At 64.1% G+C, this 15,319-nt stretch carries 15 protein-coding genes; 3 read left to right on the forward strand and 12 right to left on the reverse strand.

What is annotated here, in order from left to right:
• Nucleotides 1-169: 169 nt before the first annotated feature.
• Nucleotides 170-1,801: an NAD(P)H-hydrate epimerase gene (locus KBZ12_RS03710; RefSeq protein WP_254956399.1), complete on the reverse strand. Its 1,632-nt coding sequence runs from the start codon at nt 1,799-1,801 to the stop codon at nt 170-172.
• A gap of 121 nt (nt 1,802-1,922) precedes the next feature.
• Between KBZ12_RS03710 and mnmA the strand changes: the two genes are divergently transcribed.
• Nucleotides 1,923-3,077 (forward strand): tRNA 2-thiouridine(34) synthase MnmA, encoded by a 1,155-nt coding sequence (mnmA, locus tag KBZ12_RS03715; RefSeq protein WP_254956505.1) that lies wholly within the window; start codon nt 1,923-1,925, stop codon nt 3,075-3,077.
• On the opposite strand, the gene glf is transcribed toward mnmA, so the two are convergent.
• The 7 genes from glf to KBZ12_RS03750 all read right to left on the reverse strand — a co-directional run bounded on the left by glf (nt 3,062) and on the right by KBZ12_RS03750 (nt 9,231).
• Complete coding sequence (gene glf, locus KBZ12_RS03720; protein WP_254956401.1) at nt 3,062-4,174, reverse strand: UDP-galactopyranose mutase; 1,113 nt, start codon at nt 4,172-4,174, stop codon at nt 3,062-3,064. The genes mnmA and glf overlap by 16 nt on opposite strands.
• 3 nt (nt 4,175-4,177) lie before the next feature.
• Complete coding sequence (locus KBZ12_RS03725; protein WP_254956408.1) at nt 4,178-5,230, reverse strand: radical SAM protein; 1,053 nt, start codon at nt 5,228-5,230, stop codon at nt 4,178-4,180.
• Between the two features lie 116 nt (nt 5,231-5,346).
• Nucleotides 5,347-6,387 carry a hypothetical protein gene (locus KBZ12_RS03730; protein ID WP_254956410.1) on the reverse strand — a complete coding sequence of 347 codons (1,041 nt, stop codon included), beginning with the start codon at nt 6,385-6,387 and terminating at the stop codon, nt 5,347-5,349.
• A 5-nt stretch (nt 6,388-6,392) separates the two neighbouring features.
• Nucleotides 6,393-6,617, reverse strand: coding sequence for a 2Fe-2S iron-sulfur cluster-binding protein (locus KBZ12_RS03735; RefSeq protein WP_254956507.1), 225 nt, complete (start codon nt 6,615-6,617; stop codon nt 6,393-6,395).
• Between the two features lie 123 nt (nt 6,618-6,740).
• On the reverse strand, nt 6,741-7,124 hold the full coding sequence (locus tag KBZ12_RS03740; protein ID WP_254956413.1) for a hypothetical protein: 384 nt from the start codon (nt 7,122-7,124) through the stop codon (nt 6,741-6,743).
• Nucleotides 7,125-7,327: 203 nt separating this feature from the next.
• Nucleotides 7,328-8,824: a cobyric acid synthase gene (locus KBZ12_RS03745; RefSeq protein WP_254956509.1), complete on the reverse strand. Its 1,497-nt coding sequence runs from the start codon at nt 8,822-8,824 to the stop codon at nt 7,328-7,330.
• Nucleotides 8,825-8,856: 32 nt separating this feature from the next.
• Nucleotides 8,857-9,231: an Npun_F0494 family protein gene (locus KBZ12_RS03750; protein WP_254956416.1), complete on the reverse strand. Its 375-nt coding sequence runs from the start codon at nt 9,229-9,231 to the stop codon at nt 8,857-8,859.
• Nucleotides 9,232-9,284: 53 nt separating this feature from the next.
• On the opposite strand from KBZ12_RS03750, the gene KBZ12_RS03755 reads away from it, so the two are divergent.
• Nucleotides 9,285-9,869, forward strand: a complete 585-nt coding sequence (locus tag KBZ12_RS03755) for a nucleoside triphosphate pyrophosphatase (RefSeq protein ID WP_254956519.1) — start codon at nt 9,285-9,287, stop codon at nt 9,867-9,869.
• Nucleotides 9,870-9,975: 106 nt separating this feature from the next.
• Here the strand turns inward: KBZ12_RS03755 and KBZ12_RS03760 are convergent, their stop codons facing one another.
• The 4 genes from KBZ12_RS03760 to psbD form a co-directional block, all read right to left on the reverse strand.
• Nucleotides 9,976-10,827, reverse strand: coding sequence for a sulfotransferase (locus tag KBZ12_RS03760; protein WP_254956418.1), 852 nt, complete (start codon nt 10,825-10,827; stop codon nt 9,976-9,978).
• Nucleotides 10,828-11,086: 259 nt separating this feature from the next.
• Nucleotides 11,087-11,953 (reverse strand): sulfotransferase domain-containing protein, encoded by an 867-nt coding sequence (locus KBZ12_RS03765; RefSeq protein ID WP_254956420.1) that lies wholly within the window; start codon nt 11,951-11,953, stop codon nt 11,087-11,089.
• 214 nt (nt 11,954-12,167) lie between these two features.
• Nucleotides 12,168-13,556: a photosystem II reaction center protein CP43 gene (gene psbC, locus KBZ12_RS03770; RefSeq protein WP_254956422.1), complete on the reverse strand. Its 1,389-nt coding sequence runs from the start codon at nt 13,554-13,556 to the stop codon at nt 12,168-12,170.
• Nucleotides 13,540-14,598 carry a photosystem II D2 protein (photosystem q(a) protein) gene (gene psbD, locus KBZ12_RS03775; protein ID WP_015108802.1) on the reverse strand — a complete coding sequence of 353 codons (1,059 nt, stop codon included), beginning with the start codon at nt 14,596-14,598 and terminating at the stop codon, nt 13,540-13,542. Before psbD ends, psbC begins: the two co-directional genes overlap by 17 nt.
• A 153-nt stretch (nt 14,599-14,751) precedes the next feature.
• On the opposite strand from psbD, the gene KBZ12_RS03780 reads away from it, so the two are divergent.
• Nucleotides 14,752-15,318 (forward strand): photosystem I assembly protein Ycf4, encoded by a 567-nt coding sequence (locus KBZ12_RS03780; protein WP_254956424.1) that lies wholly within the window; start codon nt 14,752-14,754, stop codon nt 15,316-15,318.
• The last annotated feature ends 1 nt before the right edge of the window (nt 15,319 follow it).

Consider the following 15,319-nt stretch of genomic DNA (forward strand, 5'->3'; position numbering starts at 1 on the left):
GATAACTTTTAAGCCATTGCTTGTGAAACCACACACAATTGCTTTTCTGTGGCGATTGACTTCGTTTGGATGGGCAAAGGGTTGATTTCTGAGTTGATGCAAGGGGTAAGGCAGGGCTTGCCAGATCGGAAAGTGGCCTTGATTTCCCTGATTGTCCAGCCCTGGATCTTCAGCGCGGGTCCCCATCGGTCGCTGCAGGATCTCGTTGGGTCAGGGCTTCGGCCACCGCGAGTGGCGTCACGCCCCCGGGACCCATGCGGTCCCGGCAGTGTTGACCGGCGTGGGCATGGTCGAGAGCCGCCGCGGCCAGCCAAACCCCATCGGCGCCGGACGCCTCGTCGGGCCGCCGTTCAGCGGCAGCCAGGGCCATGGCCCCCCGCCCCGCGGCGTAGCCGGCCAGCACATCACCCAGCCCGGCCCTGGCGGCGTCAGGGCAGGCTGAGAGCAGTTGCCAGCGGCGCCCGTCGGGGGCCGCCACGACGCTGCGGGCTCCTTTGAGCAGCACGCTGGCGCCGCAGCGGCGGGCCGCCGCCAGCGCCGCCTCTGGCCGGGGCAGCGGGGCCAGATCGGGGAACAGCCTCCGGAACTCCCCGGCATGGGGGGTGATCCAGCTGGGGCCCCGGCGGCCCTGGAGCCAGTCGGCGCCCATGGCCGCCAGGCGGTTGAGGCCATCGGCATCGAGCACCAGCAGTCCCTTGAAGTCAGCCAGCTCCTGCCAGCGTTGCCGTTCCCGGGCTTCGCCAGCCGCCGCCACCGGCTCACCGGCGTTGCCCAGCCCGCCCAAGCCCGGACCCAGCAGCACCGCATCCAGCCGATCCAGCCAGCCCTCACCCAGATCCCCCAGGGCCAGGCCGCCGGCGGGGGTGGCGCCAAGGCCCGGCTCCAGCACCACGTGGGGATGGACCTGCCAGAGCTGGGGGGCGATTTCCTGTGGCGGGGCAGCCCGCAGGCTGCCGCATCCGGAGGCCGTGGCGCCCGCCAGGGCCAGGTGGGCGGCCCCCCTGAAGCGGTTGCTGCCGGCGATGACCAGCAGACGCCCCCGTCCGTACTTGCCGGCGGCCGGATCCGGCATGGGCCAGGGGGCCGAGGCCCGGTCAGCGGCGATCAGGCCCAGCAGCGGATCGGCGGACCGCTGGCCCAGCAGGGCGGGCGGCAGTCCAAGGTCGACCCGCTCCAGCTGCCCCACCCAGCGCAGGGCGGCATCCTGCACCAGGCCCCGCTTGATCAGGCCGATGCAGTAAGTGGTGGAGGCGGTGGCGGCCACCGTGCCGAGCAGGGCCCCGTCATCGGCGTCCAGTCCGGTGGGGACGTCGATGGCCACCAGGGCGCCGGGCCGCAGCCTCTGGCGATCCCCAAGCAGGGTTTCGATCGCGTCACCGGCCGGGCGGTGCTGGCCGATGCCGAAGAGGGCATCCACCCATAGGGCCGGATCGGCGGGGTCCGGAGGGTCTTCCAGCAGGGGAAGGCCCAGCCAGCGGGCATGGCGCAGGTGGGCCTCGGTGAGGGGGCGGAGCCGCCCGAAGGGGCACCAGAGCCGCACCCGGCCTCCGGCCAGATGCCATTCCCTGGCCACCACCAGCCCATCGCCGCCGTTGTGGCCCGGCCCCACCAGCACCAGCAGGCCGTCGTGGCGAGCCCGGCCCGGCCGCTTCTGCAGGCGGCGGCTCACCGCCAGGGCCGCCTTCTCCATCAGGGCCTCCACCGGCAGGCCGCTGGCGAACAGCTCCTGCTCAATGGCCGCCATCGCGGTGCCGCTCACCAGAAGGTGGTCGGCATCCAGCGAAGGCCAGGAGTCAGGCATCGGCCGGAAGTCCACGTCGGCCCGAGCAGTGCTCTCCCATGATGGAGCGATCCGTTCCTTCCACCCACCGGGATCCTTGAGCCCCGTCTCCGCCACCTCGCCCAGCACCGTCTCCCCCGAGGTGGCCGCGGTGCTGGCACGCCTGGGCGCCTGGCCCGGCGAGCGGCGGGTGGCCGTGGGACTCTCTGGCGGCGTGGACAGTTCCCTGACAGCGGCCCTGCTGGTGGCCGCCGGCTGGCAGGTGGAAGGTCTCACCCTGTGGCTGATGAGTGGCAAGGGCTCCTGCTGCGCCGAGGGCCTGGTGGACGCGGCCGGCATCTGCGACCAGCTGGGGGTGCCCCACCACGTGGTCGACAGCCGCGTCCGTTTTCAGGAGCAGATCGTCGGGTTTCTGGTGGAGGGCTACGGAGAGGGTCTCACCCCCTTGCCCTGCTCCCGTTGCAATCGGGCCGTCAAGTTCGGACCGATGCTGGAGTGGGCCGCCGCGGAGCGTGGCCTCAGCCGCCTGGCCACCGGCCACTACGCCCGGCAGCGGCCCGCTGGCGCCGCCGACGGCCAGAGCCTGCCAGGGGACGGGGCCGGCCGCCACCAGCTGTTGCGGGGCCTGGATCCCCTCAAGGACCAGAGCTATTTCCTCTACGACCTGCCCCAGGCGGTGCTGGGCCGGCTGGTGTTTCCCCTGGGTGAACTCACCAAGGCAGCGACCCGCGCCGAGGCCTCACGCCTCGGCCTGCGCACCGCCGAGAAGCCCGAGAGCCAGGACCTCTGCCTGGCCGACCACCACGGTTCGATGCGGGCGTTCCTCGATGCCTACCTGCCGCCGCGCCAGGGCGAGATCGTGCTGACCGATGGCACGGTGCTCGGCGGCCACGACGGCATCGAGCATTTCACGATCGGACAACGCAAGGGGCTGGGGGTGGCCTGGAGCGAACCGCTGCATGTGGTGCGCCTCGATGGCGCCATGAACAGGGTGGTGGTGGCCCCCCGCCGGGAGGCGACTCGGCAGGACTGCGTGGTGGGCGCCATCAACTGGGTCTCGATCGCCGCGCCGGACCGACCGATCAAGATGGAGGTCCAGGTGCGATACCGGAGCCTGCCGGAGCGGGCCCTGCTCACGCCCCTGGCGGCAACGGCCGCCGACCATGCCGCCGATCGGCCCCACCGGGCCCGGCTTGACTTCGCCGAGCCCCAGTTCTCTGTGGCACCGGGCCAGGCGGCGGTGTTCTACTGCGGCGACGTGCTGCTCGGCGGCGGATTGATTCAGGCCGACGGCTGACGGGTTTCGCTGCGGAACCGGTTCATCGCCGATTCGATCACCACGTGCATGTCCATGTACTTGTATTCGGAGAGCCGTCCGCCGAACATCACGTTATCGGCGCCTTGGGCCAGCTCCTGGTAACGGCGATAGAGCGATTGGTTGGCAGGGTCGTTGACCGGGTAGTAAGGAATGGCGTCGCCGCTGCAGGCCTTGGGATACTCCCTGGTGATCAACGTGACGGGGGAGTTTGCCGCCTCGAAATGCTTGTGCTCAATGATGCGGGTGAACGGCTCACGGGTATCGCAGTAGTTGATCACGGCATTCCCCTGGAAGTTCTCCTGCTCTTCGATGCTGTTCTCGAAGTCGAGGGAGCGGTACTCCAGGCGGCCGAGCTTGTAGTTGAAATACTGGTCGATGCAACCGGTGTAGACCACCGTCCTGGCCAGGGACATCAACTGGGTCCGGTCGTCGAGGAAATCGACGTTGAGGCGAACCTCAATGCCCTCCAGCATGGCTTTGAACAGGGCCGTATAGCCGCCGATGGGGATGCCCTGGTAGCGGTCGGTGAAGTAGTTGTTGTCGTAGGTGAAGCGCAGCGGCAACCGTTTGATGATGAAGGCCGGCAGCTCACAGGGGTCCTTGCCCCATTGTTTGCGGGTGTAGTCGCGGATCAGGGTCTCGTAGATGTCCTTGCCCACCAGGGATAGGGCCTGCTCCTCCAAGTTGGTCGGTTCACCGTGAAACCGTTGGGAGTCGATTTTCTGCCTGGCTTCTACGGGCGTGCGGGTTTGCCAGAGCTCATAAAATGTGTTCATGTTGAAGGGAAGCGAATAGAGCTTCCCTCCGGAGAGTGCCTTGGGAGAATTGATGTAGTTGTTGAAGTCGGCGAACCGGTTTACAAAGGCCCAGACGGCTTTATTGCTCGTATGGAAAATGTGGGCTCCGTAGCGATGGACGTTGATGCCTTCCTGGTTCTCGGTGTAGCAGTTTCCGCCGATGTGGGGCCGGCGATCGATGATGAGGCAGCGCTTGCCTGCATCGGTGGCCAGCCGGGCGAAGGTGGCCCCAAACAGTCCGCAGCCGACGATCAGGTAGTCGTAGGGGAGGGTGGTCACTCCTTAGCGGAAATCCTTGAGATCCACGGGCAGGAGATCCTCGATGGACTGCTGGATTTCTGGTGGTTCCTGCATGCCATAGGTGGCAAAGATATTGATGCCGCTGCTGGTGCATTTCTTGCAGAGATCGCTCGCATAGCGATGCGTCTGCATCACCTTGTAGGGCGTGTCGAGATAGTTGGCGATTGAGGAGGCTGAAGGGGACTGCACGCAGCAGACAGAGAAGTTTCCTTCGTGATTCAGGCAGACCTGGGATTCGCGCATGAAGCAATTCTGGGATCGGTGGTTGCCGATGGCCTGCTGTATGAGCTGGGGACTGTAATAGATGTATTCCAGTTCTGGGGGAACCTCTTCCAAGCCATCAAACATCTTGTCGATCGGCATGTAGTAAGCGTGGTAGGGGGAGAACTTCATCCCCAGTTTGTCGCAAAAATGCTTGAACAGATGCACTTCGTGCTGGTTTTGCTTGTGCACCAGGTAGCGCACATCAATATTCTTGTAGCATTCCCAGTCGCCCAGGGTCTCCGAGATCCGGATCAGATTGGCGAGGACAGGTTCAATCCGTCCTCCCTTGTGATTGATTTGATAGGTGCGCTGGGTGAAGCCCGACACCGTGATCGTGAAGTTCCAGAGATGCAGTGGTTTTAGTAGAGACCAGTCGTAGTCGTAATTGAGATTGGAAGAGATCCCGCAGGGGACGCCATGACTCTCGGCGCAGGCAATCAGCTCATGGAGCTTGGAGTGGAGGGTGGGCTCTGTCCAGTTGTACAAGCCGAACCGGCAGTTGCCCTCGGTATCTGCCTTCGCCTTGAGGCAGATTTTTTCGAACAACTCAATCGGCATCTCCGTCAGCTTCTGGCCGATGCTGTTGGTGTACTCGGGCATGCCGACGGGACAGGCCGTGCAACGGAGGTTGCATCCACTCACCACATCCACCCAGAATTCAATGACTTTCTGACCGGGAGGCTTGGGGGAATACTCAGGCCAGAGCAAACGCTTTACCGCCGATTGCACGTTGCTGGGAACAGCACGCTTCAGGACTGTTGGTAAGGCCATCGAGATGTCTACCTAGCGTTTTACGTCACGTCATCGTAGCGCCTGCACGCTGACATCGAAGTTCCAAGGGTTCGCTTTCCACGCTGTCGGGCGAACGGTGTGGCGGAAAGGGGATTTCAGTGGTCCGTCGAACCGCTGCCTGGACTGGCGCCAGCGCCCAGGACTCGCCCCAGTCCCCGGAGCATCCATTGACGCCGGCGCCACCAGCAGCTGATCGGGGGAGGGCTCAGCCAGTGCCCCAGCCGATGGAGCCGTCGACCCCAGACCAGCCGCCAGTGCTGGGACCGCCTGTCCCGCCTGCAGGTCGCCAGCTGGGCGGCCGACGGCCCCCGGTAGGTCGGCAGGTCCAGTTGGCGGGCCAGCTCGGCGGTGGCCCCCTGCCAGAAGCGGGTGGCCTCCATCCGGACCTGCCAGCACTCCCGGATCGAAGACGCGCTCAACAGCGTGTCCGGAGCAAAGCGCTCCACCTCGAGCAGGCCCGGCAGCCCGAAGGGATTGGTGCCCTCTTCGCTGATCACCAGGCACCCATGCAGGGGCGCTTGCCACATCCGGCCGGAGAGGGTGGTGCCCCGTTGGTAGGGATACATGAGCCCGTAGCAGCAACTGGCTCCCGCCAGCAGCCGGTTTGCCTCCAGATAGCTGAGCCCGTGGGTGCTCAAGCCGAGCCTGTCCCAGTGGCTGCCATGGACTTCCACCAGTCCCCTGCGGGCCAGACGGGCCAGATCCTGCTGGTAGGGGTCGTCGCCCATCGGTTTGAAGTTGGCGATGTGCAGGGGCCTGCCGGCCCGTTTGCGGAACGGAAGCAGCTGCCAGAACTCCGGAACCACTGGCAGATACCCCTGCACCCAGCGGACTCCTTCGGGCAACACGGCTGGCCGGAGGAGCGAAATCAGCCGAATCTCACGGGCGTGGGGAAATCGGGAGCGCCAGTCCACCTGGAGCTCCTTGACGTAGTCGTAGACATGGACGGTCCCGCCATAGTCCTGGTGGGACAGGCCGGGATCGCCCCGCAGGATCACCAGCAGCTCCGGACCTGAGCTGACCCACTGGCGGATCAGCGAAAAGCCTGCAGCCAGGTAGAACAGCCGCACGTTCCAGATCACATCGAGATCCTGGAAATCGAGCGACAGGATGTGGCACCGGGGAATGGAGCTCACACGCGCTACCAGAAGGGATCGCTGGCCAGACTCACCATCAGCCGGCCGCTTGCGCTCGATGGCACGGTGGCGATGCAGGCCCGCACCAGGCGTCCGTTGACCTCGATCTCACAGGCGCCGCAGCTGCCCCCCAGGCAACCTGTGGGGATCACCACAGCCGCCTGACGCGCGGCTTCCAGCCAGTCCTGGCCCGGGATGGCTGAGGTGGTCAGCCCGTCCGGCCACGCGATGGTGATGGCAGGGCGGGGAAGGCCGATGGGTCTGGACTGACGTTGCTGCGAATCTAGCGGCTTCGCAGCGATCAGGGGTGCGGCCCCTGGAAGCGATCACAGGACGGTGGCTGACCCCAGGACTCAGAGGCCCTGCTTGAATTCCGTGATCTTGCCCTTTCCGTCGACGTTGCAGTAGCCGCTGATCTTCTTGCCGCGGACCTCCCAGTTGAAGCTGAGGCCGTACTTCTGGGCGTCAGCCAGGGAGGTGTTGCCTTCGTCGATGCTCTTTTGTTCGGTGGCACCCAGATTCACGACAGCATCCGAATTGGGAACATCGAATTGCTCCACAACCCGCATCTTGCAGGCTCGGCCCCACTTGGAGCTCAGGCCTGAAACGGTCTGCGCATCGGCGCTCGGAACAAACACGCCATAACCAGTAAAGACCAGGCCGAGGGTGGCAGCGGCGGCGAAGACATGGCGCCCATTCTTGCGCCGATCACTGCGCAGATTGTTGTGAGGAGGCATGGTGTTCAGCTTCGCCGATGGGACATCTCCAGTGTGCTCTTGAATCGTCCTTTGAGTGTTAAGCATTATGGCGTGATGGCCAGATCTGATAGGCACTGTTGCACTTCAACCGGCAAATATAAGCCAAGCGCAACGATTCTGCGTCAGGTTGATTGAATGCTGACGGTGTTTACTTTCCCTTCATTGCGATCGGGGCGCGAACGCTAGACCGGTTCGGCCAGCAGGGGTGACAGATCGATGTGGGCCTCGAAGGCGTCAGCGAGGCGGTCGAGCAGGGCGTCCCGCTGGCGGGCGTGGTGGGGTTGGGTCTCCTCCAGGGGCGGCAGCTGGCGCCGCTGACGCAGCTGGTTCAGCCAGCGCCGGCGCCAGGGGCCGTTCTCGAAAATGCCGTGCAGATAGGTGCCGGCCACCACACCCCCCTGGGTGCCTGAGACCGCCCACCAGCCCAGTTGGCCATCCTCGGCCAGGGGCATGCAGTCGGCCTGATCCATCAGCTCGCTGCGGCCCTGGTGAAGCTCGAACCCCTCCACCAGCAGCGGTTCGCCCGGGCCAGGGGGCCAGAGGGCCCGGCTGCGCCGTTGCCGCAGGGCCTTGCTGCCTTGGAAGACGGTGCGCAGCGGCAGCAGGCCCAGACCGGCCACCCGGTCCCCGGCCAGCTCCCCCTCCAGCCCCTCGGGGTCGTGCAGCTCCTGGCCCAGCATCTGCAGACCACCGCAGAGGGCGAACACCTGTCCCCCCCCCGCCACATAGGCCCGCAACGCCTCCGCCAGGCCGCTGCTGCGAAGACTCGCCAGGTCTCGCAGGGTCTGCTTGCTGCCGGGCAGGATCACGGCATCAGGCTGCTCCAGTGGCTCCCCTGGTCGCCGCCACTGCAATTGCACGCTGCTCTCCGCTTCGAGCGGGTCGAGGTCGGAGAAGTTGCTCAGGGAGGGCAGCCGCAGTACCGCGATGCGGAGCTCGCTGCGGGGCTTGCGGCTGCCCCTCTCCAGCAGGTCGAGGGAGTCCTCCGGTGGGAACAGTTCATCGAGCCAGGGCATCACACCCAGCACCGGCAGACCGGTCTGCCGCTCCAGCCAGAGCCGGCCCTCATCAAAGAGGGAACGGCGGCCTCGGAAGCGGTTGATCAGCAGGCCGCCGATCAGGGGGCGTTCCACCGGGCGCAGCAGGGCCAGGGTGCCGACGATCTGGGCAAAGACGCCACCCCGCTCGATGTCCGCCACCAGCAGGCAGCGGGCGCGCAGATACTGGGCCAGTCGCAGGTTGGTCAGGTCCCTGGCCTGCAGATTCACCTCCACCGGGCTGCCGGCCCCCTCCAGCACCAGTCGCCCACCCGGGTGGGCCGCCTGGAGCTCCTCCAGACCTCTTCGGATGGCCGCCCAGCCGGGCCGGAACCAGTCGCGGTAATAGTGCTCCGCCCGGGCTGTGCCCACCGAGAGGCCCAGATGGATCACCTCGCTGGTGCTGTCGCCCCTCGGCTTGAGCAGCACCGGATTCATCGCCACCCGGGGCTCTAGGCCGGCGGCCCAGGCCTGCAGGGCCTGGGAGTAAGCCATCTCGCCTCCCTGCTGGTCGACCCAGGCATTGAGGCTCATGTTCTGTCCCTTGAAGGGCAGGGACTGCTCTCCACGGCGCCGCAGCACCCGGCAGAGGGCGGCGGTCATCAGCGATTTGCCGGCGCCGCTGCTGGTGCCCAGCACCATCAGCGGCCGGGGGGAGGCGGGGTAGGGGCGGTTCAAAGGCGGGGGCGGTGGCGGCGCAGCGCCTCCAGAATCCGCTCCCGCCGGCCCGCCCGGGGGATCTCGCCGGGCCAGCGCCGCAGCACCTGCCGGCCCATGGGCGTCAGCCGCACCCGTTCGGTCAGTCCCTGGCCGTCCACTTCCCGGCGCAGCACCCCCAGCCGGATCAGCCAGAGGAAATGGTCCTCGATGCGGTCGCTGCTGAGGGGAAGGAAGGTGAAGGGGGGAAGGACCTCGGCGCTGCCGGCCAGTTCCGTGCTGCTCAGGGGCTCTTCCCCCACCGCCTCGTAGAAGCGGCGGCGGAAGGGGAGGCAGCGGAGGGAGAGGGCGGCCCGCGCCAGCGAACGGGACTCGGTGTCGGCCTGTGCCATCCGCCCATTCTCCCCAATCGACGGGCAGGCTGGAGAACCCGTTGGAGACCCCCTTGCTGCTGCTGGCTTCCGCTTCCCCGGCCCGCCGCCGCCTGCTGGAGCAGGCCGGCATCCCCCACCGCATCCAGGTGAGCGGCGTGGATGAGGAGGGGATCCGGGAGGCGGATCCCCGGCGGCTGGTCCAGAGGCTGGCGCTCGCCAAGGCCCTGGCCGTGGCCGCCACGCTCGCGTCGCCGGCGCACTGGCCGTCCTTGGGGGTGTTGGGGTGCGACACCCTGCTGGTGGTGCAGGAGGAGGCGTGGGGCAAGCCCCGGGACGCCGCCGAGGCGGTGGCCCGCTGGCGGCGCATGGCCGGCGGCTGGGGGGATATGCACACCGGCCATGGCCTGCTGAAGCCCCCCGCCCCCGGGGAGACGGGCGAGCCCCTGCAGGCGGTGGTGACCACACGGGTGCATTTCGCTGCCCTCGGCGAGACCGACATCCAGGCCTATGTGGCCAGCGGTGAACCGCTGGACTGTGCCGGCGGCTTCGCCCTTGAGGGCCGCGGCGGCCTGGTGGTGGAGAGGCTGGAGGGCTGCTTCAGCAACGTAATCGGCCTCAGCCTGCCCCTGCTGCGGCTGTGGTTGCCAGGTCTCTGATCAGGTCAGCTCGGCCTGCGGCCTGGCCAGGCGTTCCCTGATCGCGCGATGGGGACCAGATCAGCGGCTCCCCACACCATGGGGTTGGAAGGATGCCGATCGGTGGCTATGGCTTGCCGGAAAACTGATCCGCAGAGGAACGGAGAGAGGAGATTTCTGCTGGAGTCAGAAAGTTAAGATGGTCGCCGGGCAACGGTGAGCGGATATGCACCTTTCTCATTTCCTGTTCGACATAGTCCAACGGGTTGGACCAGAAACGCTGTTTCCTGCCAAAAATCCAGAAACCCTCCTTTCTCCTGAACTTTCCATAGTCGGGCCTGAGGCTTGCAAGCAGAGCCCTCGCCTCTGCCAGAGGGCGCAGAAAATCTGACATCTGGCGCGACCATGTCGGGTAGTTAAGCACCATGTCTTCATACCTGAGGATCAGACATCGGCCCCCCAGAAGGTCTTTAAGCCGAGTCAGATGATGATACTTTTGAAGGATTGAGGCTTCACCAAACCCGCTTTCACCCCGGAACTCCATTACTGCGTAGTCATAGATGCTGATTTTGCCGGCCTGTATGTCCTCCCTTATCTTGGCGTCAATGGATGGATAGATGGCATGAATCCAGCCATGGGAGAAGTACTGCGAGACGACCAGATCTAGTGGATCACGCACTTGGCATACGGCGTAGTACTCGACAGAGTCGAAGAGTGAAACTGGCGTTTCGTTCGCCAGGTTCGCTGTATCCAGTGAACGCTCGTCTGTCAGCTCAAAGTCCCTGACTGGCCCTCGGAGCACAAGGCCTGAAGCATACTGGGAAACAGCTTCCGCAAGCTTCTGATGGTTGGCCGGCTGATTGTTTGGTGAATAGAAAGGGGCGCCGGTTGCGGCGGAGAGTTTTTTCAGGATCTCATATCCAAACATGGATCCTGTCTTGTGAGGATAATGAAAAGCAAGAACGGCTTGGCGATCCATGAATAACGATTACAGATTTGCAGCATAACATCCGATGGAATGCTTTCGGTTCAACCCGCAAGTGTCACGGGCTGTGCCCCCCCCCCCCCCCCCGCTCTGATGGTCCCTCTCCCATCAGAGGTGTTGCGTAGATGGCGCTCTTGATCTGCGCCCTGCCGGGCGGGAGTTCTGCGGTCTGAACGATGCTATCGACCTGGAATCGGCCGATGAGAGAGACCCCATGGCACTGCTCTACCGTTGCGAAATTCGGATGACCAATCTAGATGTTGACCTCTTGGCTGAGTTCTTCATATCCCATCGCCTGAAGTGCCACTTGATTGTAGTCAACAAAGTGACGCAACGCCTTCTTTGAGAAATACCTGGAAAAGTAGCTCTTGTTGGCCTGGTTGAAAAATGGATTACCTTTCTTTCTCTGATGATGCACGTTCTCCATCTGGATCTCAAAGGCTCTGGTAAGCAGCTCTTCGTCGGCCCCTAGGAAATTCGAAATCAACTGGATGGTTCCCACTGATGGGGTTGGCACCAGGTCTTCGTATCTGAGGTCAAGTACGGGAACTTTGGCCGCTCCCCAGGACTCGTAATTTGTTCTCCATCCTCCGCAAACGGAGTAGTAAAAGGGGAGCGTGAGGCCGAGTCTGCTGAAGCTCTCCAAGGCCAGATCAAGCAAGTTCTCCTTAGCTAGGCTATCGATCTTGAAACGATTGAAGAATTGATTGGGGGAGGTCCATCTCCGGATAAGCTTATGATTCGGGAAAAGGGCTTCAACCGTGGGCCTGATCATCGCCAAGCTTCTTGAGCTGTTCGCTTCCAGGCGCAGAAAATTCAAAGCGCTCAGCAAGCAGTCAAACGGATTGCGGGTAATTCTGATGACTTTGCTGACATTACCTTGGGGCGTAGTCAGGTCTTTGGATCCCTTGAAGATCTTGTGGGTCTTTATGACTGTTGTATCTGCCCCTCTGATGGCTTTGAATGGGAGGGAATTGTCTTCCAAGTGAGCACGCCGCACCTTGCTCAGGCTGTCCCATCCTTCATATGACGAGTCAGCAAGTTGACCCGCAAGAATCAAGGGAAAGGCAAGAGCAGAGTTGCCGCACTTTGGATAGGTTGCCAGGTAAATTACGATCATTAAAGGACCTCGCCTAAGAGCATCTGTTTCTAATCAATGAGACCGGGCCTACATGCGAACCGGTGGAATCCTGCCTGAAGCTTGACGGTGATGTTCACTTGTTGTCCAAGCAGCAAGATGGCCCCGAGAACACCACTGAACCTATAGACATAGAAAAAGCTCTCTCTACTGAGAAAGCTTTTGGGAGCAACTGAATCGAAGGGAGAACGTCGGATTAGTCCAGGTCTGGCATGGCCAGGGTGGGCTCGGCCCGACGGTCAATGCCCTTCTCGAAACCGGCGGCGGCGGCACGGGCGCGGCCCGCATGCCACAGGTGACCAACCAGGAAGAAGAAGGCCAGCACGAACTGGGTGGAGGCCAACCACTGGCGGACGTTGACGAAGTTCACCGAGTTGGGCTCGGTGATGATGCCGCCGACGGAGTTGAGGGAGGCATTGGGCGCGTGGGTCATGTACTCAGCAGCCCGACGAACCTGCCAGGGCTGGATGTCGTTCTGGAGCTTGTCGAGGCTGAGACCGTTGGGGCCACGAAGGGGCTCCAGCCAGGGACCGCGGAAGTCCCAGAAGCGCATGGTTTCACCACCGAAGATGATCTCGCCGGTGGGGGAGCGCATCAGGTATTTGCCCAGGCCGGTGGGGCCCATGGCAGAACCGATGTTGGCGCCCATGCGCTGGTCGCGCACCAGGAAGGTGAAGCTCTGGGCCTGGGAGGATTCGGCGTTGGTGGGGCCGTAGAACTCCGAGGGGTAGGCGGTGTTGTTGAACCAGATGTAGGCCGAAGCGATGAAGCTCATGAAGCTCAGCGCGCCGAGACTGTAGCTCAGGTAGGCCTCACCGTTCCAGATAAAGGCGCGGCGCACCCAGCCGAAAGGCTTGGTGATGACGTGCCAGATGCCACCGAAGATGCAGATCAGTCCGATCCAGATGTGGCCACCGATGATGTCCTCCATCGAATCGACGCCGATGATCCAGCCCTCGCCCCCGAAGGGAGCGCGGGTGAGATAACCGAAGATCACACCGGGGCTGAGGGTGGGGTTGCTGATCAGGCGGACATCACCGCCACCGGGGGCCCAGGTGTCATAGACGCCACCGAAGAACATGGCCTTGAACACCAGCAACAGAGCACCCACACCAAGAAGGATGAGGTGGTAGCCAATGATGTTGGTCATCTGGTTCTTGTCGCGCCAGTCCTGGGAGAAGAACGCGGAGTAGTTCTCCAGGATCTCGGGGCCGCGCAGGGCGTGGTACAGGCCACCGAGACCGAGCACGGCGGAACTGATCAGGTGCAGAACACCGACCACGAAGAACGGATAGAGATCGGTGACCTCACCGCCGGGGCCCACGCCGTAGCCGAGGGTGGCGACGTGGGGGAACAGGATCAGGCCCTGTTCGTACATGGGCTTGTCGAAGGTGAAGTGGCTCACCTCGAACAGCATCATGGCGCCGGCCCAGAAGACCATCAGGCCCGCGTGGGCCACGTGGGCCCCCAGCAGACGGCCGGAGAGGTTGATCAGCCGGGCATTACCCGCCCACCAGGCATAGCCAGTGGAGTCGAGGTCCTTGCCCCCGACCGAGATGAGACCGGAATTAAAGGGCGTTTCCACGGGGCAGAACCTCTTCAGGGAAGATGAAGTTTTCGTGCGGCTGGTCGGCAGGGGCCATCCAGGCACGCAGACCTTCGTTGAGCAGGATGTTCTTGGTGTAGAACGTTTCGAATTCGGGATCCTCGGCGGCGCGGATCTCCTGGCTCACGAAGTCGTAGGCCCGCAGGTTGAGGGCCAGGCCGATGATGCCGATACTGCTGGTCCACAGACCCATCACCGGCACGAACAGCATAAAGAAGTGCAGCCAGCGCTTGTTGGAGAAAGCGATCCCGAAGATCTGGCTCCAGAAGCGGTTGGCGGTGACCATCGAGTAGGTCTCTTCTTCCTGGGTGGGCTCGAACGCCTTGAAGGTGTTGGCCTGGTCGCTGTCTTCAAACAGGGTGTTCTCCACCGTGGCGCCGTGGATGGCGCACAGCAGGGCACCGCCGAGGATGCCGGCCACGCCCATCATGTGGAACGGGTTGAGCGTCCAGTTGTGGAAGCCCTGCAGGAACAGCAGGAAGCGGAAGATCGCCGCCACACCGAAGGATGGCGCGAAGAACCAGCTGCTCTGACCCAGCGGATACATCAGGAAGACACTGACGAACACCGCGATTGGACCGGAGAAGGCGATGGCGTTGTACGGGCGGATGCCCACCAGACGGGCGATCTCGAACTGACGCAGCATGAAGCCGATCAGGGCGAAGGCGCCGTGCAGCGCCACGAAGGGCCAGAGGCCGCCGAGCTGGATCCAGCGGACGAAGTCACCCTGGGCTTCCGGGCCCCAGAGCAGCAGCAGGCTGTGCCCCATGGCATCAGCGGGCGTGCTGACGGCAGCGGTGAGGAAATTGCATCCCTCCAGGTAGCTGCTGGCAATGCCGTGGGTGTACCAGGAGGTGGCGAAGGTGGTGCCGGTGAGCCAGCCGCCCAGGGCCAGATAGGCCGTGGGGAACAGCAGCAGACCGGACCACCCCACGAAAACGAAGCGGTCGCGCTTGAGCCAGTCGTCGAGGACGTCGAACCATCCACGCGTGGCCGGAGCACGCCCTAGGGCGATCGTCATGGGGGAAAGCGGTGCGGAAGACCCGCAGGGCTGTGGGTTACCGGGGGATGGTAACAACGTTGATCCGCCACCCGTGCCAGACGACATGGGCTGAAACTGACGACTCCGGCACGCTTCACGGCAGGATGGCGGGCCAATGCCGTTTCGTCCCGCATGGCTTCGCCCGGCGTCGCTTCCCCTTCGGCCGACGAGCAGGTGCTGGAGCAGCCGGTGCTCGGCTCCCGCCGTCTCTCCAATCTGCTGGTGGCGGCCGCCGTCAGCATCGGTGGCCTGGGTTTCGTGCTCACGAGTGCCTCCAGCCGCTTTGGCCGCGATCTGCTGCCCATCGGTCACCCCGCCGCCCTGGTCTGGGTGCCCCAGGGGCTGGTGATGGGGCTCTATGGGGTGGCGGCGCTGTTGCTGGCCACCTACCTGTGGCTCGTGATCAGCATCGATTTGGGCTCGGGTCTCAACCGCTTCGATCGGGGGTCTGGCGAGGCCCGCATCAGCCGCCGCGGCTTCCGAAGGTTGATCGAAGTGGTAATCCCCCTGCGGGAGATCCAGGCGGTGAAGGTGGAGGTGCGCGATGGCCTCAGTCCCCAGCGACGCCTGGCCCTGCGCGTGCAGGGTCGCCGGGACATGCCCCTGACCCGGGTGGGCGAACCGATGCCCCTGGCGGATCTGGAGCTGGCGGGTGCCCGCCTGGCCCGCTTCCTTGGTGTTCCCCTGGAGGGTCTTTGAG

Source organism: Cyanobium sp. Cruz CV13-4-11 (assembly GCF_024346055.1).
Lineage (GTDB): Bacteria > Cyanobacteriota > Cyanobacteriia > PCC-6307 > Cyanobiaceae > Cyanobium.

What these genes read in the sequence shown, in the direction of transcription:
- KBZ12_RS03710 (WP_254956399.1), bottom strand. Translation starts at nt 1,801, where the DNA reads ATGCCTGACTCCTGGCCTTCGCTGGATGCCGACCACCTTCTGGTGAGC.
- KBZ12_RS03725 (WP_254956408.1), bottom strand. Translation starts at nt 5,230, where the DNA reads ATGGCCTTACCAACAGTCCTGAAGCGTGCTGTTCCCAGCAACGTGCAA.
- KBZ12_RS03740 (WP_254956413.1), bottom strand. Translation starts at nt 7,124, where the DNA reads ATGCCTCCTCACAACAATCTGCGCAGTGATCGGCGCAAGAATGGGCGC.
- KBZ12_RS03745 (WP_254956509.1), bottom strand. Translation starts at nt 8,824, where the DNA reads ATGGTGCTGGGCACCAGCAGCGGCGCCGGCAAATCGCTGATGACCGCC.
- KBZ12_RS03750 (WP_254956416.1), bottom strand. Translation starts at nt 9,231, where the DNA reads ATGGCACAGGCCGACACCGAGTCCCGTTCGCTGGCGCGGGCCGCCCTC.
- KBZ12_RS03760 (WP_254956418.1), bottom strand. Translation starts at nt 10,827, where the DNA reads ATGGATCGCCAAGCCGTTCTTGCTTTTCATTATCCTCACAAGACAGGA.
- KBZ12_RS03765 (WP_254956420.1), bottom strand. Translation starts at nt 11,953, where the DNA reads ATGATCGTAATTTACCTGGCAACCTATCCAAAGTGCGGCAACTCTGCT.
- psbD (WP_015108802.1), bottom strand. Translation starts at nt 14,598, where the DNA reads ATGACGATCGCCCTAGGGCGTGCTCCGGCCACGCGTGGATGGTTCGAC.
- KBZ12_RS03780 (WP_254956424.1), top strand. Translation starts at nt 14,752, where the DNA reads ATGGCTTCGCCCGGCGTCGCTTCCCCTTCGGCCGACGAGCAGGTGCTG.